The 18,383-nt window shown below is 64.2% G+C and carries 19 protein-coding genes; 10 read left to right on the top strand and 9 right to left on the bottom strand.

Going from position 1 to position 18,383, the window contains the following annotated elements:
• Positions 1-296: 296 nt before the first annotated feature.
• On the top strand, positions 297-878 hold the full coding sequence (locus BM136_RS17075; RefSeq protein WP_092973364.1) for a tetratricopeptide repeat protein: 582 nt from the start codon (positions 297-299) through the stop codon (positions 876-878).
• Between the two features lie 153 nt (positions 879-1,031).
• The gene (locus tag BM136_RS17070) at positions 1,032-1,865 is read left to right on the top strand and encodes a hypothetical protein (protein WP_092973362.1); all 834 of its coding nucleotides are present in this window, start codon (positions 1,032-1,034) and stop codon (positions 1,863-1,865) included.
• 84 nt (positions 1,866-1,949) lie between these two features.
• On the opposite strand, the gene BM136_RS17065 is transcribed toward BM136_RS17070, so the two are convergent.
• The 4 genes from BM136_RS17065 to BM136_RS17050 all read right to left on the bottom strand — a co-directional run bounded on the left by BM136_RS17065 (position 1,950) and on the right by BM136_RS17050 (position 4,877).
• Positions 1,950-2,759: a c-type cytochrome gene (locus BM136_RS17065; RefSeq protein WP_092973360.1), complete on the bottom strand. Its 810-nt coding sequence runs from the start codon at positions 2,757-2,759 to the stop codon at positions 1,950-1,952.
• A 50-nt stretch (positions 2,760-2,809) separates the two neighbouring features.
• A complete protein-coding gene (locus BM136_RS17060) occupies positions 2,810-3,223 on the bottom strand; it encodes a DUF6691 family protein (protein WP_092973358.1) in 414 nt (137 codons plus the stop codon).
• Between the two features lies 1 nt (position 3,224).
• Positions 3,225-3,659 carry a YeeE/YedE family protein gene (locus tag BM136_RS17055; RefSeq protein ID WP_092973356.1) on the bottom strand — a complete coding sequence of 145 codons (435 nt, stop codon included), beginning with the start codon at positions 3,657-3,659 and terminating at the stop codon, positions 3,225-3,227.
• A gap of 120 nt (positions 3,660-3,779) precedes the next feature.
• Complete coding sequence (locus tag BM136_RS17050) at positions 3,780-4,877, bottom strand: DUF2855 family protein (RefSeq protein ID WP_092973354.1); 1,098 nt, start codon at positions 4,875-4,877, stop codon at positions 3,780-3,782.
• 33 nt (positions 4,878-4,910) lie between these two features.
• On the opposite strand from BM136_RS17050, the gene BM136_RS17045 reads away from it, so the two are divergent.
• The 3 genes from BM136_RS17045 to BM136_RS17035 all read left to right on the top strand — a co-directional run bounded on the left by BM136_RS17045 (position 4,911) and on the right by BM136_RS17035 (position 7,535).
• Positions 4,911-5,591, top strand: coding sequence for a TetR/AcrR family transcriptional regulator (locus tag BM136_RS17045; protein ID WP_092973352.1), 681 nt, complete (start codon positions 4,911-4,913; stop codon positions 5,589-5,591).
• 120 nt (positions 5,592-5,711) lie between these two features.
• The gene (locus BM136_RS17040; protein ID WP_092973350.1) at positions 5,712-6,683 is read left to right on the top strand and encodes an alpha/beta hydrolase; all 972 of its coding nucleotides are present in this window, start codon (positions 5,712-5,714) and stop codon (positions 6,681-6,683) included.
• Positions 6,684-6,740: 57 nt separating this feature from the next.
• Complete coding sequence (locus tag BM136_RS17035) at positions 6,741-7,535, top strand: hypothetical protein (RefSeq protein WP_092973348.1); 795 nt, start codon at positions 6,741-6,743, stop codon at positions 7,533-7,535.
• Positions 7,536-7,554: 19 nt separating this feature from the next.
• Here the strand turns inward: BM136_RS17035 and BM136_RS17030 are convergent, their stop codons facing one another.
• Positions 7,555-8,064: a gluconokinase gene (locus BM136_RS17030; RefSeq protein ID WP_092973767.1), complete on the bottom strand. Its 510-nt coding sequence runs from the start codon at positions 8,062-8,064 to the stop codon at positions 7,555-7,557.
• 232 nt (positions 8,065-8,296) lie between these two features.
• Between BM136_RS17030 and BM136_RS17025 the strand changes: the two genes are divergently transcribed.
• From BM136_RS17025 to BM136_RS17005, 5 genes are all read left to right on the top strand, one after another.
• Entirely contained in the window at positions 8,297-10,012 is a 1,716-nt protein-coding gene (locus BM136_RS17025) for an AMP-binding protein (RefSeq protein ID WP_092973346.1), read from the top strand.
• 702 nt (positions 10,013-10,714) lie between these two features.
• A complete protein-coding gene (locus BM136_RS17020; RefSeq protein WP_092973344.1) occupies positions 10,715-12,004 on the top strand; it encodes a hypothetical protein in 1,290 nt (429 codons plus the stop codon).
• Between the two features lie 123 nt (positions 12,005-12,127).
• On the top strand, positions 12,128-12,562 hold the full coding sequence (locus tag BM136_RS17015) for a hypothetical protein (RefSeq protein WP_045203795.1): 435 nt from the start codon (positions 12,128-12,130) through the stop codon (positions 12,560-12,562).
• A 16-nt stretch (positions 12,563-12,578) separates the two neighbouring features.
• Positions 12,579-13,262, top strand: a complete 684-nt coding sequence (locus tag BM136_RS17010; RefSeq protein WP_092973342.1) for a C39 family peptidase — start codon at positions 12,579-12,581, stop codon at positions 13,260-13,262.
• A 43-nt stretch (positions 13,263-13,305) separates the two neighbouring features.
• Positions 13,306-13,842: a hypothetical protein gene (locus BM136_RS17005; RefSeq protein WP_092973340.1), complete on the top strand. Its 537-nt coding sequence runs from the start codon at positions 13,306-13,308 to the stop codon at positions 13,840-13,842.
• Position 13,843: 1 nt separating this feature from the next.
• Here the strand turns inward: BM136_RS17005 and BM136_RS17000 are convergent, their stop codons facing one another.
• The 4 genes from BM136_RS17000 to BM136_RS16985 all read right to left on the bottom strand — a co-directional run bounded on the left by BM136_RS17000 (position 13,844) and on the right by BM136_RS16985 (position 18,327).
• Positions 13,844-15,166: an acetate kinase gene (locus tag BM136_RS17000; RefSeq protein WP_092973338.1), complete on the bottom strand. Its 1,323-nt coding sequence runs from the start codon at positions 15,164-15,166 to the stop codon at positions 13,844-13,846.
• Between the two features lie 224 nt (positions 15,167-15,390).
• The gene (queF, locus tag BM136_RS16995; RefSeq protein WP_092973336.1) at positions 15,391-16,227 is read right to left on the bottom strand and encodes an NADPH-dependent 7-cyano-7-deazaguanine reductase QueF; all 837 of its coding nucleotides are present in this window, start codon (positions 16,225-16,227) and stop codon (positions 15,391-15,393) included.
• Positions 16,227-17,747: a threonine ammonia-lyase, biosynthetic gene (gene ilvA, locus BM136_RS16990; RefSeq protein ID WP_092973334.1), complete on the bottom strand. Its 1,521-nt coding sequence runs from the start codon at positions 17,745-17,747 to the stop codon at positions 16,227-16,229. Before ilvA ends, queF begins: the two co-directional genes overlap by 1 nt.
• A gap of 130 nt (positions 17,748-17,877) precedes the next feature.
• A complete protein-coding gene (locus BM136_RS16985) occupies positions 17,878-18,327 on the bottom strand; it encodes an Lrp/AsnC family transcriptional regulator (RefSeq protein ID WP_092973332.1) in 450 nt (149 codons plus the stop codon).
• Positions 18,328-18,383: the final 56 nt, after the last annotated feature.

Genomic DNA, 18,383 nt, shown 5'->3' with positions numbered 1-18,383 from the left:
AGCATCGGCCCCTTATTGCGGCCTGGGGATTGGGCCCAAACACGGTCGGTTGCAGAGTGTTGTTGCCGCGTCAGCTTTACGCTTTGATAACACAACGGCACGCGCTTCCCGCTAAAGTAGACCGATCTATATCATGTGCCCGCAAATCCTATGGGCACGCGGAAGAGAAAGCGTTGTGCAGCCAATATTGGGGGCGCCGGTTTTGCGGACGGGATCGCAAAAACCACCGGCACTGACCAGGTTGTCAGCGGAGTTTCTCTCGATCAACAGCAACAATAAAAGAAAGGGTCAGGCGAATGCGGAATCGTTTGCTGATGTTGGGAGTCGTGTCACTGCTGGCAGCGTGTGCCCAGCCGCAGCCGCCCAGCGATGTGGTACGGGTGTGCGACGACCGTGGCTGTGCCGATCGGCCGAAAGCCCAGGTGGCGTTTGACCAGGCGAATATCCCTGACGAAGATCCGCGCATTACTGCGCTCAAGGAAGTTGCCAAGCGAGAGCCCAAGGCCGCTTACGACCTGGGTCTGCGCTATTTCCGCGGTGACGGCGTCCGCCAGGACAGCTACCAGGCACTGAACTGGATGCGCGAGGCGGCCGAGCACGGCAACCTGCAGGCGCAGAAGGCGCTCGGCGCGTTCTACCTGTTCGGGCTGGAAGAGATGGGCTCCGACCCGCGCGAAGCCGAAAAATGGCTCTCGATTGCCGTGAGCCGTGGCGACAAGGAATCCAAGAAGCTGCTTGAGCAAGCACGCGCCGCCAAGAAATCCGACGAAGACGACTACAAGTGGCGCGCGCAATGGCGCAGCACCTACTACGGCTATTGGTATTCCGGTTATCCGTACCTCGGCGTCTGGCGCCAGACGAGCTGGTACTGGTACTGAGAGAGGCACCGCAGTCATCCGTTTCAAAGCGTTTCAAGGCAGTTCGGGGAGGGGGAAAGCCTGTTGCACACCTCGCACGCCTGATCAAGGGGGGCTTATTGAGTCGCAGGACGCATAAGCCGAACATCGACTCAATGTGAGCCACACAACAATATGAACACCAATCTTCTTAGCCGCACTGCCAAGGCCGCAGGCGTGGCATTGATCACCGCTTCCCTGGCTGCGTGCGCAGGCGGCGGCATGGTGACGCCGGGCGGCCAGAACGCCGGCGTGAGCGGTGCTGCGGCCGGCGGCTCCAGCGTGGGCGCAGACCCGACGCTCGAGCGTTGCGCCTCGCCGCTGGGCACCATCGCCATGGATGATGGCCGCAACGCCGACTGGTACGGCCAGTTTGGCAGCGCCACCAAGGTGACGACCATCGACCCGCTGCTGCGCATGGCCGTGCAGCAATCGAACTGCTTCGTGATCACGTCGATCGGCAACCAGAAGACCGACGCACGCCTGTCGCGCATCACCGATCTGCAGCGCAACTCCGGTGAATACCGTGCTGGCTCGAAGCAGCAGAAGGGCCAGCGTGTGGCGGCTGACTACTACATGGAGCCGCAGATCATCATCAACGACTCGCCGATCGGCGGCGTGGCGGGTGCCGTGGGCGGCCTGCTGGGCAACAGCGCCATCGCCGCGTTGGCTGGCAGCGTGAAGTCAAAGGCTTCGGTCGTGACGCTGACCCTATTCGACGTGCGCTCGGCCGTGCAGATCGCAGCCGCCGAAGGCAGCTCGACCGCCACGAACTACGGTGCGGTGCTGGCCGGCTTTGGCGGTGGCGTGGGCGGCGGTCTGGCCGGCTTCTCCAGCACGCCGGAAGGCAAGGCCACGGTGGTCGCCTTTATCGACGCTTGGAACAAGATGGTCGTCGCGCTGCGCAGCTACAAGGCGCAAGACGTCAAGGGCGGCCTGGGCCGTGGCGGTCAGCTCAAGGTCAACTGATCGCGTTCAGCGCTCCGAAGTGCGAAACCAAAAAAGCCTGCGGCGGTTGCGTCGCAGGCTTTTTGCTTTTGAGGCGGGAGGCGCTCAGCGCGCGTCTTTCGGCTTGTCGCCCTTGGGCCAGTCCTTGGCGCGCGCGGCATAGTCCGGGCGCGGCTGTTGGGTAAAGAAGGCGGCCACGTCCACTGCCTCCTGTGCGGTGAGCGTGCCGCCCTGGCCCAGCGGCATGTTGTGCTTCACGAAGGCAGCGGCGGTGTACATGCGCGCCATGCCCGCTCCCACGTTGAACGAATCCTTGCCCCACAACGGGGGCATCAGGTAACCCCCTTGCGGGTTGGGCAGCCCCTGGCCTTCGGCGCCATGGCAGGCTGCGCAGCGCTGGGCGTAGACGGCTTTGCCGTTCTCGCGGTTGGGCGCGAGGGACGTGTCGATCTTCTCGAAACCGCGTCCCGTCACGTTGGTGCCAACGGGTACGCCGCTGGAGAGCCATTTCATGTAGGCGAGGATGGCATTCATGTCTTCGCCATCGAAGGCGATGGGCTTGCCGTTCATCGACCGCTGGAAGCAATCATTCACGCGCTGCTGCAGCGAAATGACCGCACCGCTGCGCGATCTGTATTCCGGGAACGCGGCGGTCAGCCCGACCCATGGCGATGCGTAGGGCGTCGTGCCGCCGTTCAGGTGGCAGCTCGTGCAATTCAGGCCGTTGCCGACGTTGTGCGGCAGCTGGCGCTTGGTGTCGGTGAGGATCAGCTTGCCGCGCTTGATGGCGTCACCCATGGGCCCAGCGGGGATGGTGGCCTCGTCCGGCACTGGCAGCGTTGCCGGGGCGGTTTGTGCGAATGCGGATGTGCCAATGACCAGCGCCAATGCGGCACCGAGCTTGTGGAGCGTCATGTTGTCCCCTGTAGGTTCGTTATCGGTTTATATGCGCCGGTTCCGCCCCGCTAGCGCTTGCGTTGCAGCCAATTGAAGGTGGCCATGCCCGCCAGCATGGCGGCGACAAAGCCGGCGGCCTTTGGCACGCCTGCGCCCAGCGCCACCAGTGCCGGCCCTGGGCAGAAACCGGCCAGTCCCCAGCCGATGCCGAACACGGCACTGCCCAGCACGAGCCGCATCGTCACGCCCGTGGCCGACGGCAATTGGATCAGCGTGCCAAGCCACGAGTGGCCGCGCCGCCGCGCCACGAAGAAGGCGACCACGCCGACGGCAATCGCCCCGGCCATCACGAACGCCAGTGAAGGGTCCCATTGGCCAAACAGATCGAGAAAGCCGAGCACCTTGGCCGGATTGGCCATGCCCGACACGATGAGCCCCGCGCCAAACAGCAGGCCCGCAACGAGTGCGATCACGATGGCCATGTCAGCCTCCCACCACGTGGCGTACGACGAACACGGTGACGATGCCAGCGGTCATGAAGGTGACCGTGGCCACCAGCGAGCGAACCGAGCCGCGCGACAACCCGCAGACGCCGTGGCCGCTCGTGCAGCCACCTGCGTAGCGTGTGCCGATGCCGACCAGGAAGCCTGCCGCCAGCACCTCGCCCCAGCCGGCGGCGATGTCAGGAACCACAGGGCGACCAAGCAGTGCGGCAATCACCGGCGCCCCCATCAGGCCGATCAGGAACGCGATGCGCCAATCCATATCGCCCTGCGGACGCAACAACAGCCCGCCGAGGATGCCGCTGATGCCGGCAATGCGGCCCATGCCCAGTATCAGCACGGCCGCCGCCAGCCCGATGATGAGGCCGCCGACGAGGGCCGCGCCCGGGGTGAAATGTGCGAAATCGATCGACATGGGAAAGGGGTGGGGCAGAGAACAATCTAGATTCCAATAATATATAAATTTATAGATTGTTTGTCATGTGCCGGGGCAAGGAAATGCCAAGCTCGACCTTGGCGCGATGGCAGGGCGGTCTCAAAGTCGGATGACATAACCCTCGCGTGGGTGTGTGCGGCCGGCATGCAGTGCGGCAATGCGCGCCTGAGCTGCGGGCATGCCGTGCTCCTGGATCAGCGTGAGCCAACCGTGCTTTGGGTCACGCACGTGGTGGATGAAGCGCCGCTGCGCGGCGTTGAACTTTTCGGTGACGACGGCGGGCCCCCAGTCGGCGTTGCGCTTGCGGATTTGCACGGGCGCGAAGTAGAACTGCGGCGCGGGGCCAGGCAAGTCGGCGGCCTGGATGAAATCCGTGTTTTGCGCCGATCCCGCAAAGCAGTCGTAGACGAGCGCGTCGCCAAAGTGTTCATGCACGCGCCGGCGCAACGCCGTGTCGCCGGAGAAATCGACGTAGAGTGTGGGAACGTCAGTTGTGAGCGTGTCGAGTGCATCGTACGTGACGCTATCGTGGTAGCAGCCAAGGCCATCGACAAACGCGCGATTGCCGCCAGAAGTGAGCGCGGTGAGCGTGAGCCCTTGGGTGTCTTGCAGGCAGAACGCGGTGCCGTACGCCGTTTTGCTCGATGCGCTGGAAAAGACCAGGCGCCGCGCGCCGAAGAAAGCGTTGTCCACCAGGAAATCCGCCAGCATGAACGACGTGATGAACAACGGCCGATAGAGGATCTGGTAGTCCTCCAGCGCTGCCTCGTAGGCGGCGTCTTGCGACACGCGCGTGTATTGGTTGTAGGCGGAGACGAGCGCCTGACGATGCGCGGCGCCGTCGTAGAAGCCGCGTGGCGTGACGCGTTCGGGCTGCATGCGCAGATGTGTGGCGATCGGGAAGTAGCCGTAGAAGCGCTCGCCGACGTCGACGCCTTCCACGGCGGAGCTGACCACATCGGCAAAGCCCCACACAGGCATATGGCCCCAGCCATCGTGGCCGGTGGGAAAAAACGACCAGTACTGCATGGCGTCGCCAAAGGCTGCGTAGGTGATGTTGTTGGTAGTGAGGGCAAAGCGGTCCAGGCGCAGCACGACTTCGCCGGGCGCCGCGGCGGGCGCGGTGTCGGCGCTTTCCAGGCGGCTTTCGTTTAGGGCATCCTTGCGCGTGAAGAGCCGCTGGTACGGGGCGTTCATGGTGTCTTCTCCATTCTCGGGATTGATGGGCGGATGGCTTCACTCTATCGTCGGCAGGCGGGTGCCGGGTTCGGAAACGGGCAGGCCGAAAGCGCCCGCGCCAAACCGCTGAAGCGGCCGTCGCAGCGCCGCGCCAAGTTCACCGTGCAGGCCATCTACGAGGCATTTGTTCGGATTTGGCGGCGCGACGGCGCACAGGCAGCGACCACGCGGGCGGTGGCATTGGAAGCCGGTTGCTCGGTCGGCACGCTGTATGAGTACTTCCCGAACAAGGAGGCGCTGCTCTCAGGCTACGTCCGGCACACCATCGAGGTGCTGCTGGCCCGCATTCAGAGCGAGGTGACGGAACGCATCGATGCCTCCTGGACAGCCCGCGTGCGTCACCTCGTGAGGCTGAGTTGCGGCGATCCGGCGCTCGATCCGCCGTACTTTGATCACGCCATGCTGATGCGTGAAGACCGCATTGCCGAGCCCAAGCATCATTTGCGCTTCTTCGATGAACTGAGCGCAGCCTGGCGCCAAGCGCTGGACGCGTGCCCCGATCTGCCTGCCCGGCCAGACGACGCACTCGTGCAGACGATGCTGCAAGCCATCTGGGGCGCACGTCGCTACCGCGTGCTGCTGCAGGACGGGCCGCCCGCAACCGAGGTATGGATCAGCGAGATGGAGCGCCTGTGCCTGCGTGCCCTGGCTGCGAACCCTGACGTGGTTTGACGCTACGGCCTGCGCGATGGCGTTGCCATATGGGGACACCCGCGTTCCAGCAGGGTGTGAACCGATTGTCTGGGCAGCGCATCCTCGCTAGGCTGGGACTTTGCAGCGGAGGGTTGCGCGATGAGCTGGCAGAACTGGGTCGTCTCGAGGATGGTGCGCAACCAGGTCAAGAAGCCGACCGAGCGGGAGCCGTTCGATCCCATCGCCACGCGCCTGCATGCCGAGAAGCGCAAGATGCCTTCGCCCGTGGAATTGCCGCCGGATTGGCGCATCGTGCCGGCTCTTGGGACCCACGACGATGGCCTCACCGGCGAATGGATCGAACCCGCTGATCCGGACCTGCATGAAGACGCGCCCGTCGTCCTTTATCTGCATGGCGGAGGCTATTTTTTCTGCAGCCCCCGCACACATCGCCCGATCACCATTGGTCTTGCCACCCATGCGCAGGCCCGTGTGTGCGTGCCGGACTACCGGTTGGCACCTGAGCATCCATTTCCCGCGCCGGTGGAAGATGCGCTCTTTACGTATCGCACGCTGCTGGCGCAGGGCGTGGCACCATCGCGCATTGTGGTGGCGGGCGATTCTGCGGGGGGAGGGCTGGCGTTGGCGCTGCTGGTGGCCTTGCGCGATGCGGCGGACCCGCTGCCGGCCGGCGCGGTGCTGTATTCGCCGTGGACGGACCTGGCAGCCACCGGCCAGAGCCTGATCGACAACGATGAATCCGACGTGATGTTTCGCGGCGCGTGGATGGCGCATGGTGCGGCGTTGTACCTTGGCGATTCGGGCGCACCGACGGACCATCCGCTCGCCTCGCCGCTGTACGCCGATTTCACGGGCCTGCCCACACTGCACTGCTATGTCAGCACCAGCGAGGTGCTACGCGACGATACCCTCCGAATGGCCGAGCGCGCGCGGGCGGCCGGGGTATCCGTTTCGGTAGAAATGGGGCGGCGGCTTCCGCACGTGTGGCCGATCTTCTATCCTTTCCTTCCAGAGGCGCGCGTAGCGCTCAAACGATCGGGCGAGCAGATCAGACGACTGATTGCCGCCCAACATGAGAATCGAGAACCGGTGGCACTGACACCGGCATGACCTGACCTGCGGCGCCCCTGCGTAGCCCAGTCGGGATGCGCAAACGGGGAGCCCAGCATGCGTCGGGTGGTGGTATTGGGTGTGGTGCTGGCCGTGGCGGTCGGCGCTTGGCAGTGGAGTCGGCTGCATCGGCTGAGGCTCGCCGACGTGCGTTTTGCGCCGATCGAAAATGTCGCCGCCGCAACCGGCGCGGCGGGCGCATCCGCACTCAATGCCAACAAATCGCACTGGCTAAAGGCATGCGACCAGGCGCTCGGCCCGATGCGCGTGGAGGTGCGTGCCATCGAAACGCCGCTGTCCTTCTCCAACGATCGCTCGGTGGAACAACTCACCGCGGAGGCACCGCCATACGACCGCTCAGCGCGCGTGCTGGGCAAGACGTACGCGACGCTGGTCGCGCGCTTCGACGTCAACAGCCGCTACATGGCCATCGCCACCCAGCCAGCCACGACCTGCCTGCGGCCGTCTATCTCAGTCGAGCTGTTGCTGAACAATTTTCGGGTCACCGTGGCGCGCGAATTCGCGCCGGGCACATGTGCATACAACGCTATCCGCGAGCACGAATTGCGGCACGTCGCTGTGAACCGCGCGGTGCTGCCGCACGCCGCCGAGGTGATCCGCAAGGAGATCGAGAGCGAATACGGCGGCCGGCTCTACTTTGGAGACCCGGACCGCATTGCCGCAGATTTGCAGGCAGCGCTCACGCGCCATTGGCTGCCCCGCGCGCAATCGCTGATCGAACTCGGCTTGCAGGCGCACGAACAGATCGATACCCCGCGCGAGCAGGAGCGCATGAGCCGCGTGTGCAACGGCGAGGTGCAGGCCGTGTTGCAACAACTCACGCGCAGTTAGCGCGCGAACACGTGCGAGTTCAGGCGGCCGGGCGGTGCGCGGCGCGTGCCTGCAGTTGCGTGATGGCCTCGTCGACGATGGCTTCGGGCGGCAGCGCGATGTCGACGATGACGGCGTCGGTCGGCTCTTCCAGCGCCTCAAACTGGCTGCGCAGCAGGTTCGGGTTGAAGAAGTGGTCTTTCCGTGCGGCGAGGCGGCCTTGCAGCAGATCGAAGTCGCCCTTCAGGTAGACGAACTCGGCATTGCCGGCCGGGCCGCGTAGCACGTCGCGATAGCGCTGCTTGAGAGCAGAGCAGGCCACCACCAGCGATTGCCCGGTGCTCGTCTTCTCGTCCATGTAGGCGCGGATGGATTCGAGCCAGGGTTTGCGGTCGTCATCGTTCAGGGGGATGCCGGCGTGCATCTTGGCGCGGTTGGCCTCGGAGTGGAACTCGTCGCCATCACGGAAAGCGCAGCCCAGCCGCTCGGCAATCTTCTGGCCCACCGTGGATTTGCCGCAACCCGAAACACCCATCACTACTACGATCATCGTCATTCCCTACGTGCAAGAAAGCGCAAAACATCAGGCCGGCATGTTAGCGCGTTGATGACGGCGCCCGCCGATTTTTGCTGCTGCAGCGCAGCAATTGTTCCGCGTCATTGTTCGTCCGGCAACGGATTGCCAAATACGTCAAGCTGCGTCAAATTGCGGTGGAAGCAGCGGTTACAAATCATTCAGAACAAGGCCCCAAAAAGGCCAACGTTGATTGGAGGAGACATCCATGGCTGGTGAGGTTTTCGACGCGCGACCGCGCAACGGTGCGTCGTATGTGGTGGGCGACACGGCGGTGCCGCTGGCACACGTGACGGTCTCGGCGTTGCTCGCGGAAACCGTGCGCCGCTGTCCCAACGACGAGGCGGTCGTGTTTCGCGAACAGAACGTGCGCTGGACGTGGCGTGCCTTTGCCGAACAGATCGATGCGCTGGCCGCCGGCCTGCACGCGCTGGGGCTCGAGCGGGGCGACCGCATCGGCATCTGGTCCCCCAACCGCGTCGAATGGGTGCTCACGCAGTTCGCGACAGCCCGCCTGGGGCTCATCCTCGTCAACATCAATCCGGCGTATCGGCTGTCGGAACTGGAATACGCGCTCAACAAGGTCGGCTGCAAGGCCATCGTGGCGGCTGAGGCCTTCAAGACCTCGCGCTATCTGGAAATGTTGCAGACGCTCGCGCCCGAACTGGCGACCGCGCAGCCCGGCGCATTGAATGCCGCCAAGCTGCCGGCGCTGCGCTGGGTCATCCGCATGGGCGAGGCCGAAACGCCTGGCATGCTCAACTTTGCCCACGTCATTGCGCGCGGAAAAAGCGTACCCATTGATGCGCTGGATGCCATCACGGCCACGCTGTCGCCCGACGACGCCATCAATATTCAATTCACCAGCGGCACGACCGGCGCACCCAAGGGCGCCACGCTCACGCACATGAACGTCGTCAACAACGCCCGCTTCGTTGCCATGGCGATGAATCTGCAAGAGGGCGATCGGCTGTGCATTCCCGTGCCGCTGTATCACTGCTTCGGCATGGTCATGTCGGTGCTCACCTGCACGGCCACCGGAGCGTGCATGGTGTTCCCGGGCGAGGCGTTCGATCCGCTCGCTACGCTGCGCACGGTGGCGGAAGAACGCTGCACGCAACTGCACGGCGTGCCGACGATGTTCATCGCGCAACTCGATCATCCGGACTTCAAGAGCTTTGACGTATCGACCTTGCGCGGCGGCATCATGGCCGGATCGCCATGCCCCATCGAGGTGATGAAGCGCGTCGTGTCGGAACTGAACCTGCGCGAAGTCACCATCGCGTACGGCATGACCGAGACCAGCCCGGTGTCTTTCCAGAGCGCCGTGACCGACCCGCTCGACAAGCGCGTGACCACCGTCGGCCGCATCCAGCCGCATTTGCAGGTCAAGCTGGTGGACGGCGCGGGAGAGGTGGTGCCCGTGGGCGAGAAGGGCGAGCTGTGCACCAAGGGCTATTCCGTCATGCTCGGCTACTGGGACGACGAAGCCAAGACCGCCGATTCCATCCATGACGGCTGGATGCGCACGGGCGATCTGGCAACGTTCGACGCCGAGGGCTACTGCAACATCGTCGGCCGCGTGAAGGACATGCTCATTCGCGGCGGCGAGAATGTCTACCCGCGCGAGATCGAAGAATTCCTCTTCCGGCATCCGAAGGTGCAGGCCGTCAACGTATTTGGCGTGCCCGACCCGAAGTACGGCGAAGAGGTCTGCGCGTGGATCGTCCTCAAGCCCGGCCAGCAGGCCACGGAAGATGAGATCCGTACGTTCTGCCAGGGCCAGATCGCGCACTACAAGATTCCGCGCTACATCCGCTTCGTCACCGAGATGCCGATGACGGTGACGGGCAAGGTGCAGAAGTTCGTCATGCGCGATCGCATGATCGAAGAACTCAAGCTGACGGTGGCTGCCACGGCGTGAGTTTGAGCGCGCGGTTTCGCGATTGAAATGCGAACGGGTTGCGCGCGGCTTTTCGTTGCCATGACGATGCTTGCCGCGCGCAGTTTTTTTCGCCTGCCTGGGCAACGCCCGACGTAGAAATCGAGACGCGTTTCCCGCATGCGTCTTGCCGATAGGGGGCGCTCGCAATCCGGCCGCCACGCGCGGCTGCGTGTCAGCGGTGCGTACGCCCTCAAGGCGCGCAACTCGAGGGGACGTGCGCCGCGGCATGCTTGCCCAACGCGACCAACCGCTCACGCAATGTGAGCGACGATGCGCCGATGTATCACGCCTGAAACACCCAGCCAATCGCTCCTCTCAAACACCCACACTGAGCGCATGCGTGCGCGTGGTTTGCGTCTTGGCGAGAAGGCCTTGCATGCCATGGTTGCCCGCGCGTCACGACGGTGTATCAGCGCTGTAACCGAAGGGCCGCAAACAGACCTCCAAAAGTTGCATGTCCCGCCACGATTGCCCGGCATGGCGAGCGCTTGTGTACGCGCGTGCCGGCGAAACTTTTGCGTTTTCAAACGCTTAGAACAGTTCTGTCGAGCGGGCCTGGAAGTTGGCACCGTTTATGCGAACGAGCCGCCCCGGGGTGGGTCACGTTTTTCCCACAGGCAGAGCGCGCCGGCCTTACTGGCTGCGTTTCCAGCCGTCCCTCTCACCTTTATGGAGTGCGTTATGAAGAAGACCTTACTGGCCACCGCGATCGCCATGGGATTGGGGGTCTCTGGCGTGGCATTGGCCGACATCGGGAATACGGCGTCTGGGGCGGGTGACAAGACCCAAACCAACACGTCGACTATCACCAGAACCAACACCAGCACAGACACGACGACGAATACCGCAACGACCACAACCACAACGGCAACGGATAACTCGAATCAACACAACAACCAAAGCCAGGGCAGCAACCGCGACAACAGCGGCTGGGCCAACGCTGACGGCTATGGCACCGCCGCTGCCAACAATGGCGGCATGGCAACGGCAACATTCACCAACTCCTTCAACACAAGCAAGGCAATTGCTGTCTCCAAGCTGGATGGCACCGTCACCAACATCAGCGTGTCGGGCATCGGCAACGTCGCCACCAACAATGGCGGCACGGCCAATGGCGGCGCCGGCGGGCGTGGCGGATACGGCTACGGCGGCACAGGCGCTGGCGGCAACGGTGGCGCTGGCGGTGCAGGCGGCAGCGGTGGCGCTGGCGGTAGCTCCGGCAGCGTCACGCACGGCAGCGCGACCAACGGTGGCGCGATGGCCGGCAACGGCGGCAATGGCGGAGCCGCTGGCGGCAATGCGGGCGGCGGCGGTACCGGCGGCAGCTCCGGCACGCTGTCGGCGAGCCTGGGTGCAGGCCTTGGCGGCGCAGCGGGCAGCACGAGCGCAGCCGGCGGCGGTGGCGGCGGTGCGGGCGGTACGTCCAGCGCCAGCGGTGGCGATGCGAACCGCCATCAGGGCAGCGGCGCAGCCACGGGCGGCGGCAGTGCCTCGGCAGGCGGTGCAGGCGGCGCTGGCGGCTCCACCACCAGCGGTACGTCAACGGCATCGGCCGGTGCGGGCACGGGCACGAGCAGTGCCACCGGTAGCAGCACGGGCGGCGCGGCAGGCGCGGGCGGTGCAGCTACCAATGTGGCAGGCAATGGCGGCGCAGGCGGTAGCGCCACCAACGGCAGCGCCACCAACGGCGCAGCATCGTCCACGGCAGGCAATGGCGCCGTGGGTGCAGTCGGTGCGGCCGGCGGTGCAGGCGGCGTGGGCAATGGCGGTGTCGGCAATGGTGCGGTGGGCGGCACGGGCGGTGCGGGCGGTACGGTCATGGTGGACGCAGGTACGTTCAACATGTCCAACGCCATGACCAGCGTTGGCCAGTCTGCAGCAGGCGTGATGGTGGCGAACCAGAACAGCGGCTTTGCTTCCCTCATCCAGCAAAGCATCAACGTGCAGGCGAACCTGAATGTGGGCAAATAGCCCGGTATGGGCATGAGCGGGGAAGTGCCGCGGCGCAAGCGATGAAGCTTCGCGCATGACGGTGGATGGGGCCGGACTGCATCGGTGGTCCGGCCCGCAGTTGGAGCGTAGAGGAGATATTCGATGCGATCCGACAGAAGAACCACAGCAGGATGGGCGGCATGGTGGTTGGCATGCGGCCTGGCAGTGTGGCCAGCGGCAGCGGCGATGGCGGCGGACGATGCGTCAATCGCAGACGGTGCTCAGACAGCCAATACGGAAGCGGTGCGTCCCCCGGTCGCCGCGGCCGTGTCGGTGCCTGGGTTCGGTCATGCGGTGGGAGCAGATCGGCTCGACAGCTATCGCGGCGGCACGCAGGATCTCTACCAGACCGTCAATGACGCGCGCCTGTCGGGCACCGTGAGCGACAACGCCGCCGTGAATGTGGCGACGGGGTCGAACATCGTGCGCGACGGCTCGTTTGCCAATGCCAGCGGGATCCCCACGGTCATCCAGAACAGCGGAGCGAACGTGCTGATCCAGAACGCCACCATCGTCAACGTGCAGTTCCGGCCTTGAGCTTGCGAAGGGCGGAATGATGCGCAAGACGTGCGGTGCAGTGCTGATGGCACTGATGTGTGGGCCCGCGTTGGCGGGCGCGATCGACATGCTCGGCACGGGCGGGGGCACCTATGCCGTGCCGGTGACGAGCATGAAGGCCGAGCGCTATCTGCGTACCGTGCATCAGCGTTTCGACTTCAGTTGCGGGTCGGCCGCGGTGGCGACGCTGCTCACGTATCAGTACGGCTATCCGGTGAGCGAGCAGACCGTGTTCCAGGCCATGTACGAACATGGCAACCAGGAGAAGATCCGGCGAGAAGGCTTTTCGCTGCTCGACATCAAACGCTATCTGGCTTCTCTGGGCTTTGAGGCCGATGGTTTCGAGCAGCCGCTGGATGCATTGAAGGACGCGCACTTGCCGGCCATCGTGCTGTTGACCGAGAACGGCTATCACCACTTCGTGGTGGTCAAGGGTGTGCAAGAAGGGCGTGTGCTGGTGGGCGATCCGGCCATGGGCACGCGTGCGATTCCGCGTGCGAGTTTCGAGAGCATGTGGGACAACCATTTGCTGTTCGTCGTCCACAACCGCGAGTCGGGGGCGATGTTCAACGCCGCATCGGATTGGCGCGTGGCACCGCGTGCGCCGCTGGAGGAAGGCATGGACCGCAGCGGCCTCGGGAATATCGTCGTTCCCAAGCATGGTCCGACCGACTTCTGAGCGTCGTCTGCGTGGCGGCCCGATAGTTCGGCAGGAGGGCATCATGAAGCGGTTTGGCAAGGTGGCGCGGGCTGTTGGATGGTTCGCGCTCGCTGCGGCTGGGCATGCGTGTGCGGCTGACATGGATGGCTTGGATAACAATCCCGTCCATGCTTGGCACGCCGTGTCCGAAGACAAGCTCGACGACATGCGCGGCGGCTTCGATGTGCCCTCGCTTGCGGGGCTGCACATCTCGTTCGGCATCGACCGAGCGGTCTACGTCAACGGCGATCTGGTGGCGAGCGCATCGGTGAACATCCCCGATGTGGCACGCATGACGGCCACGCAGGCGCAGCAACTGGCCTCGGTGGTCAACACGGTCAATCTTGTGCAGAACGGCCCGAACAATGTTGCGCCGCCCGATGTGGCGGCGGGGGCGGCAGCGGCGGCCACGGTCATCCAGAACAGTCTGAACAACCAGACGCTGCAAGCGGTGACGACCATCAACGCGGCGGTCAACAGCCTGCCGCAGTTCCGTCAGCTGAATCTCTCCAACGTGCTGCAGGGCGCCCTGGCCAACGTCGTCACCCTGCTGCACTGAGCTAGAACTGGATCGGCAGACGCAGCGTGACGGTCAGGTCCGGCGTGTCGCGCGTCAGGCCTGCCCCCACCGAAAGGTTCAGCGTCATTTTGGGCGAGAGCCGGTAAGAATAGCCAACCAGCAACGTGCCGAGAATCGTGCGCACCGAGCCAGGCACGCGCTGGCCGTTCTGCGTGGTCGGCGCGATGATGCTCTGGTCGTAGCCAATCGAGAACGATGCCTTCTCGTTCAGCGCCAGCCCCATGCCGAAGTTCAGGCCGATGATGTCGCCGGCCTTTACGTTCCCCAGGAACTGCTTCGAGCCGTCCACCAGGTTCAGGCTGACATCCTTGCGCTCGAAATTGTGCAGGTAGCTGATGCTGCCGAAGAACACAGCCGGGTCTGTCGGGAACAGCCACGTCAGCCCCGGCTGAACGGCGAAGAAGCCCGAGCCCGTGGGCTGCTGCAGAGGCAGGCCGGTGCCCGTGGTATTGCTCACGCAGCGCGTCACGCAATCGGTGGTGACGTCAAACGGATCCTTGCCGGTGCGCGTCTTGAAGCGCAGCCAGCCGATGTAGAACGGCTTGTCGACGCCGCCCGCATTGATCTGGTAGCGCGCGGTCAGTTCCACATCGCCGATGCCGCGCCCGTGCGAGCTGAAGGCGTTGTCCGTGGCCGTGCCGGTGAACAATTCGCGGCTGACGGTGTCGCTCGCGCTGTAAACATAGGGCACGCGCGCTTCCAGTTCCCAGCGCCGTGCCAGGCCATAGCGCACCGCCACCGTGCCGGTGAGCGTGGTGGTCTTGACCTGCCGTACGTCGATCAGCCCGATCAGCAGCGCGGGGATGATGGTGTAGCCCACCAGCGCCACGCGGTCGGACGACGAATACGCCATCTGCAATGACGGCTCGACGACCACCTTGCCCGGCGGTGTGAGTGCGCTGGGCTCATCGAAGATCTGCGCGATGCGTGGCGGGCGGTCAGGCGGCTCCGGCGGTTTGCCGACTGGCGTGGTGCCGGTGTCGTCGTTCTGCGCAATTTGCGATGCATCGCCCGCCGCGCCGGGAGCGCCGGCACCGCGCACGGTGTCGAGTCGGCCCTCGCTCATGCCGAGCGCGCGCCGCATGCGCCGCAGGTGCGTTTCCTGTTGCTGGATCGAGCGCTTGAGTTCCTGCAGGCGCGCCTGCGTATCGGCAAGCTCGCGCTGCAGCGCTTCCAGGCTGGGTGGCTTGTCGTCCACCGGCTCGTTGGTCTGTGCGAGGACCGGCCCGCCGCAGAGCAGCAGGCATGCGCACGTAACCGCGTGGGTTGACCCACCTTGCGGCTTCCATGGCGTTTTCGTCATGGTATGTCCCCCGTCGAGAGCGCCCTGTCCACCAAAAGTGGATGGGCCCTTCACGATTTCCCCCGGGTGGCGTACTGCGGATACCACTATAGGCGAGCGAACGTGAAACGACAGGGCGTTGGCGTCCACAAAATGGACGAGGGGCGTATGCCCGTTTGGCGGATCGCCCAGGCAAGAAAAAAGGCGCCCGAAGGCGCCTCGTATGTCTTGCGTAGCGTCAGCGCTTACTGACGTGCATTGCGCAGGTTATCTGGCCACGGCGTGTTGTAGTTGGTGCGGAACGGGTTGATGTCCAGGCCGCCGCGCCGCGTGTAGCGCGCATACACGGCCAGCTTGACGGGCCGGCACTGGCGCAGGATGTCGGTAAAGATCCGCTCCACGCATTGTTCGTGAAACTCGTTGTGCTCGCGGAACGAGATCAGATATTTCAGCAGCCCTTCCTGATTGATCGGCGCACCCACATAGCGGATTTGCACGCTGCCCCAGTCCGGCTGACCCGTCACAAGGCAATTGGACTTCAGCAGGTGCGACACCAGCGTTTCTTCGACTGGGCTTTCTTCCTCATCGGCATGCAGCAGCTCGGGCGTGGGCTGGTAGACGTCGGTTTCGATGTCCAGGCGATCGAGCAGCAGGCCGTCGAGTTCGCCCATGCGTTGCCGGGCAAATTCCTCGTGCGTGACGATGCGGACCTGCACCGGCGCGCCGCACGCTTCCGACAGATCGTGGTGGATCAACTGCTGCAGCGCTTCGTGCGACGCCACCTTCGTCTGGTTGAACGAATTCAGATACAGCTTGAACGACTTCGATTCAACGATGTTGGGCGAATCGGCCGGCACGATCACGGTGCCAAGCGCCACCTGCGGCTTGCCGCGCAGGTTCAGCCACGACAGCTCGTACAGGTTCCAGAGGTCCACGCCGAAAAAGGGCAGAGGCGTGCCGGCGGCCAGGCCGATCTCGTCGCGCTTGCCCTGGCGCGGGATCGGAAACAGCAGGCTCGGGTCGTACTCCGTTTTGTAGGCGGAAGTCTTTCCCAGCGGCGAATGTTCGGGTTGGTTGCTCATCACAAAAACAGGCTGTAGACGGGGTTCTCGCTTTCGTCCCAATAGGTATAGCCCAGCGTGGCGAGGAACGCCTTGAACTCGCGCTTCTCGTTCTTCGGTACCTGGATGCCGACGAGGATGTTGCTCGAATCCGCGCCCTGATTCCGGTAGTGGAACAGACTGATGTTCCAGTTCGGGCTCATGCTCGAGAGGAACTTCATCAGCGCGCCGGGCCGCTCTGGAAATTCGAAGCGGTAGAGATGCTCGTTTTCCGCCAGCGGCGAGCGGCCGCCCACCATGTAGCGGATGTGCTGCTTGGCCAGTTCGTCGTTCGACAGGTCGAGCGTTGGGAAACCGTGCTTGCGGAAGTTCTCGGCAATCTTGTCGCCCTCTGCGCGCGACGCAATTTGCACGCCCACGAAGATATGCGCGGCGTCCTTGCTGGCAATGCGGTAGTTGAACTCCGTCACGTTGCGCGACCAGCCGACCAACTCGCAGAAGCGCTTGAAGCTGCCGCGCTCTTCCGGAATCGTCACGGCAAACACGGCTTCGCGTGCCTCGCCCACCTCGGCGCGTTCGGCCACGAAGCGCAGGCGGTCGAAGTTCATGTTCGCGCCGCTGGCCACGGCCACGAGCGATTCGTTCTTCAGCTTGTGGGTCTCGGCATACTGCTTGAGGCCGGCCAGCGCCAGCGCGCCCGACGGCTCCAGCAGGCTGCGCGTGTCCTGGAACACGTCCTTGAGCGCCGCGCAGATGGCATCTGTATCCACGGTGATGATCTCGTCGACGAGTTCCCGTGTCAGGCGGAACGTCTCCTTGCCGACCAGCTTCACCGCCGTGCCGTCCGCAAACAGTCCGACCTCCTTCAGTTCGACGCGTTTGCCGGCGGCCACCGAGCGCGCCATCGCGTCGGAATCCACGCTCTGCACGCCGATGACCTTGACGTCTGGCCGCACGGCCTTCACGTAGGCCGCAACACCCGAGATCAACCCGCCGCCGCCGATCGAGCAGAAGATGGCATGCAGGGGCTGCGGATGCTGACGCAGGATTTCCATGGCGATGGTGCCCTGGCCGGCAATCACGTCGGGATCGTCGAACGGGTGCACGAAGGTGTAGCCGTGCTTTTCCTGCAGCTTGGCGGCGTGGCTGTACGCGTCGGAATAGCTCTCGCCGTGCAGCACGACATCGACCCATTCGCCGCCACGGGAGCGCACGCCGTCGATCTTCAGCTGCGGCGTCGTCACCGGCATGCAGATCACGGCCTTGCACTCCATTCGGGCCGCGCTGAAGGCCACGCCCTGCGCGTGGTTGCCCGCCGATGCCGTAATCACCCCGCGCTTGCGCTCGGCCGCTGTGAGCGAGGCCATCTTGTTGTAGGCGCCGCGCAGCTTGAACGAGAACACCGGCTGGTCATCCTCGCGCTTGAGGTAGACGCGGTTGCCGGTGCGCGCCGACAGGTTAGGCGCGAACTTCAGCTCGGTTTCCAGCGCGACGTCATAGACCTTCGCGGTCAGGATTTTCTTGAGGTAATCGATGGCCATGGTGCGGACCGGGTTGGACGTGAACAGAGCCCGTAAGCCTATCACGCGGCGTCTTTTGCACTGGCGCGCCCGCTGTTGGTGCGGCTCAGGGGCTGACGGGTGCGAGCCGAAGACGGCCGCGTCGGCAATGTCATGCCTGTGTCGTACGCGGTCGTCCAAGCGCACGCGCTGCGATTGGCGTCGACATCATGATCGAGGTGCGTGTTTCACCATACAGGTTGATCCGTTCGATCAACCGCTCCAGATCCGCGACGCTCCTCGCTGCAAGCCGCATCACGTAGGAATCTGCGCCGGTCACATGGTGGCATTCCAATACTTCGGGAATCGTCTCGAGCAGCTTGAGGAACTTGGCCTTCGCGGGTTGCGCAACGGTGATACCAATTAGCGCGCTGACCGGGTAGCCCGCGGCAACGGGATTCACACGCGCCACGTAGCCTTCAATCACGCCGGCGTCTTCCAGACGCTTCACGCGCTCCGTGACGGTCGGCACCGACAGCTTCACGTGTCTCGCAAGCTCTGTATACGTCATGCGGCCGTTGTGCTGCAGCAGATCTAGCAGCTTCCAGTCCAGATCGTCCATTGTGGTTGCAATTTTTAAGGGGAATGGGCGATTTTGCCTTAAAAACATGATTCCGC

Source organism: Ralstonia sp. NFACC01, assembly GCF_900115545.1.
In the GTDB taxonomy this organism is placed as follows: domain Bacteria; phylum Pseudomonadota; class Gammaproteobacteria; order Burkholderiales; family Burkholderiaceae; genus Ralstonia; species Ralstonia mojiangensis.
This window is presented reverse-complemented; position numbering and strand designations above follow the sequence as displayed.